4 protein-coding genes are annotated in these 3396 nt (G+C 62.8%); all 4 read right to left on the minus strand.

The annotated features are described in order from the left end of the window. On the minus strand, positions 1–872 hold an 872-nt coding region (locus GY725_04725), incomplete at its 3' end, for an efflux RND transporter permease subunit (protein MCP4003480.1). After that, on the minus strand, positions 869–2044 hold the full coding sequence (locus GY725_04730; protein ID MCP4003481.1) for an efflux RND transporter periplasmic adaptor subunit: 1176 nt from the start codon (positions 2042–2044) through the stop codon (positions 869–871). The genes GY725_04725 and GY725_04730, both read right to left, overlap by 4 nt. Beyond that, positions 2044–2697, minus strand: coding sequence for a TetR/AcrR family transcriptional regulator (locus GY725_04735; GenBank protein ID MCP4003482.1), 654 nt, complete (start codon positions 2695–2697; stop codon positions 2044–2046). The genes GY725_04730 and GY725_04735 overlap by 1 nt, the downstream gene beginning before the upstream one ends. Before the next feature lie 92 nt (positions 2698–2789). After that, on the minus strand, positions 2790–3396 hold a 607-nt coding region (locus GY725_04740; protein MCP4003483.1), incomplete at its 5' end, for a hypothetical protein.

The raw sequence follows: 3396 nt of genomic DNA on the forward strand, positions 1-3396 counted from the left end.
ATCACGTCCTGGTCTCCGACGCGAAAGATGCTGAGCGTCACGGCGGACTCGCCATCGAACGAAGAAAACTGGTCGATGTCCTCGAATCCGTCGATCACGCGTCCGACATCGGCGATCGTCACTCGTGTGCCGTCTCTGCGCGTAAGCACGACCACGTTCTCGAAGTCGGCTCCGGTGTAGGCCTGGCCTTTCGTGCGCAACAGAATCTCGCCGCCCCGGGTCTTGATACTCCCTCCCGGAAGGTCGAGGGAAGACGAGCGCACCGCCTGTACCACCTGATCGAAACTGATTCCGAAACGACGCAGGGACTCCTCGGGTACCTCGATCGAGATCTCATAAGGTCGGATGGAGGACAGAGAGGTCTGCGTGATGCCGGGAATTGCGTTCACTTCGTCGCGCAGTCTCTGTCCCAATTCTTTCATGCTGCGCTCGTCCGTTTCACCGGAGATCACGACATCGATCACGGGCCTGCGCAGAGTGACACGAGAGATGACCGGCTTTTCTGTTTCGTCGGGAAACGTGCTGATCGCATCGACGCGCGTCTTCACGTCATCGAGCACCACCTTTGCGTCTGCGCCCTGCATGACCTCGACAAATACCGCGCACGATCCCTCGACTGCCGTGGAGCGGATCTTGTCGATCCCGTCAACGCTGTCGATCTCTTCTTCGATGCGAACGCATACGCCTTCCTCGACTTCCTCTGGAGCGGCGCCGCGATACTCGACCGCGACAGTGACGATATCCACATCGATGTCGGGGAAGGGTTTCTGCGGGATGCGGAACAGCGCCATGGCTCCGCCGATCACGAGCATGAACATCAGCAGATTGGCGGCGACTCTATTCTCGGCGAACCAGGCGACAATCGACTTCACGAGTCGTCTCCCGATGCCTCACGGCTCACTGGGCGCACGAGCATTCCGTCGACGGCGGTAGAAATCGCGGACACGATCACGCGATCGCCTTCGCCAAGACCGACGCGGATCAGTACGCGTTCGTGGTCCCGGCGAATGATCTCGGAATCGCGGAAACGCAGTCGGTCCTGCGTGTCCGCGACCATCAGACGGTCGTTGTTCAGTGCGGAGCGCGGAACGCTCAGGACTCCCTCAGCCTCTCGACCCAGGATCTCCGCATTCACGAAGAGTCCCACGGCCAGAGGCGGTCGAGTGTCGTCGGGCCCGCGGCCGTAGGGATCGTCGACTCGCGCTACCACGTGCACCATGCGCGACTTCGGGTCGATCTCGCCTTCGGTGCGCACGATCCGGCCCGTCCACTTGCGCTCGGCGCCTGCAAACTGAGCGGTCAGCGAGACCTCGGGTCCGAGTTGTTCGGACTCATCGCCGCGGTACCAGATCGGAAGATCGATGAACGCGAGTTGATCGTCGGCGATCGGCAGGCGGATCTCCACGTACTCGATCGCGTAGATCTTCGCGATCGGATTGCCGCGCTTCACGAACTGCCCGACGTCAACGCCCTTTTCGCGAACGCGTCCGGCGAAGGGCGCGCGAATCTCGGTGCGGTCTCGATCGCGCTCCGCCTGGTTCAGAGAAGCCGACGCTTCGCGCAACGCGGCCCGCGTGACCTGCTCGGCATTGCTCGCATCGTCGTGTTGTGCCTGACTCGCGGCGTTGCGATCGGTCAGACGTGCGACGCGCTCCAGTTCTTTCTTGGCTCGCGAGTACTCGCTGCGCGTGCGCGCGAGACTGGCGCGGGCGCGTTCGAGTGCAACATCGAGATCGCGCGGATCGATGCGCGCGAGGGGTTGGTCCTTCTCGAAGAACCCTCCGGAAACCAGCGAATTCGAGATCCAGACGATCGGACCGGAAACTTCGGGAATCAGATCGCTCTCGGTCCGAGGCTCGACCGTTCCCTGTGTCTTCACCCGCAGCCGCAGTGTTTCGGGTTGTACGTCGATCACACGAACCAATGGCGCGAAGCGCGCGGGTGGGCTCGCATCCACCGTGGGCCGGGTCGCGACGAGCGTCGCCGCCCCGGCAATACACGCCGCCAGTACGAGAACCGGAATCGCGAATTTCAGGGTTCGCATCAATCTTTCCCCATTGGAACCGCTACGAACGCAGGCGAACAAAGACCCGCCGCCAGGAAGGAAACGATGGCTTGCACGCGTTGCTCGGCGGATCGCACGAGAGAGCTTCCCGGCTCGATCTCGATCTCGTAGTGCCCTGCGATCACGTGCACCATCACTCCGACCACGAACTTGAAGCGCTCGAGAACCTCCGGTTCCCGAAGATGAGGCAACGCTCGTCCCAGGGCTGCACAAAAACGCTGACTGACTTCGCCAAACAACTCGATGATCAACTCGCCCTTCAGCTCTTCGGGCTCGCTGTACAAGAGGGCCGGGATACCGCGCACCTGGCCCATCTCTTCGTCCCGCAGCACGGGATCGAGGAACGCCCGGAGGATCTCCTCGACTGCGGGCATTTCCCTGGCCGTCTCGAGTTGATCGAGCCGCTTCAATCGCTCCTGGTTGGAAGGCGCGATGCGCCGAGCGATCACCGCGTTGAGCAGACCGCGCTTGGATCCGAAGTGGTAGTGCACGGCGGCCAGGTTGACACCGGCTTCAGAGGTCACGGCTCGGAGCGACGTGGCCGCAATCCCGCGTTCCGCAAAGATTCGCTCGGCCACGCTCAGGATGCGCTGCTTGGTATCGACCCGGCTCTCGCCGGTGGGTTCGCTCATCGCAGGGGACGCTCCAAATCAAACGTTCGTTTGAATCCTACGCTGGCAGATTTCGGAAGGCAAGCCATTTGGAAGGTCGGGCGATCCCGGCGCTAGCGTCCCTTGAACTCCGGCTTGCGCTTCTCGAGGAAGGACATGAATCCCTCGCGGAAGTCCTCGGTGCGAAACAACGGCAGCAACTGCAGGAACACGCGATGGACGTGATCGTCGAAACCGTCCTCCATGCCCAGGCGCATCATACGTTTCGACGCCTGGACGGCGAGCGGCGCGTTGTCGGCGATCTCCTGGGCGAGAGCCTGGGTTTCCTTCATCAGCAACTCGGCCGGAACCACCTTGTTGACGAGACCGAGTTCCAGGCAATCGGTCGCGCTGAGGGTGCGACCGGTGAAGATGATCTCGGACGCCTTGGCCCAACCGATCAGACGCGGCAGCAACCAGGTGCCCCCGCTCTCGGGCAGCACGCCGCGCTTCGTGAATGCGGCGGCGAGCTTCGAACCTTCGGCGGCCACGCGGATGTCGCAACCCAGCGCCAGATCCATGCCGTAGCCAGCCGCGCCCCCGTTGAGTGCCGCGATCGTCGGCGTGTTCAGATTGTGCAGGACGGTCGGCGGGGTGTTCCGCAGATCCAGATCCACGGTCGCCTGGCCGCCACCGGAGCCGATCCCGGTTCCGCTCTGCGCTTCCTTCAGGTCGAGCCCG

The organism is bacterium (genome assembly GCA_024226335.1).
In the GTDB taxonomy this organism is placed as follows: Bacteria; Myxococcota_A; UBA9160; order SZUA-336; family SZUA-336; genus JAAELY01.

Excerpts from the sequence above, each read along its gene's own strand:
- GY725_04730 (MCP4003481.1), bottom strand. The coding sequence starts at position 2,044 with ATGCGAACCCTGAAATTCGCGATTCCGGTTCTCGTACTGGCGGCGTGT.
- GY725_04735 (MCP4003482.1), bottom strand. The coding sequence starts at position 2,697 with ATGAGCGAACCCACCGGCGAGAGCCGGGTCGATACCAAGCAGCGCATC.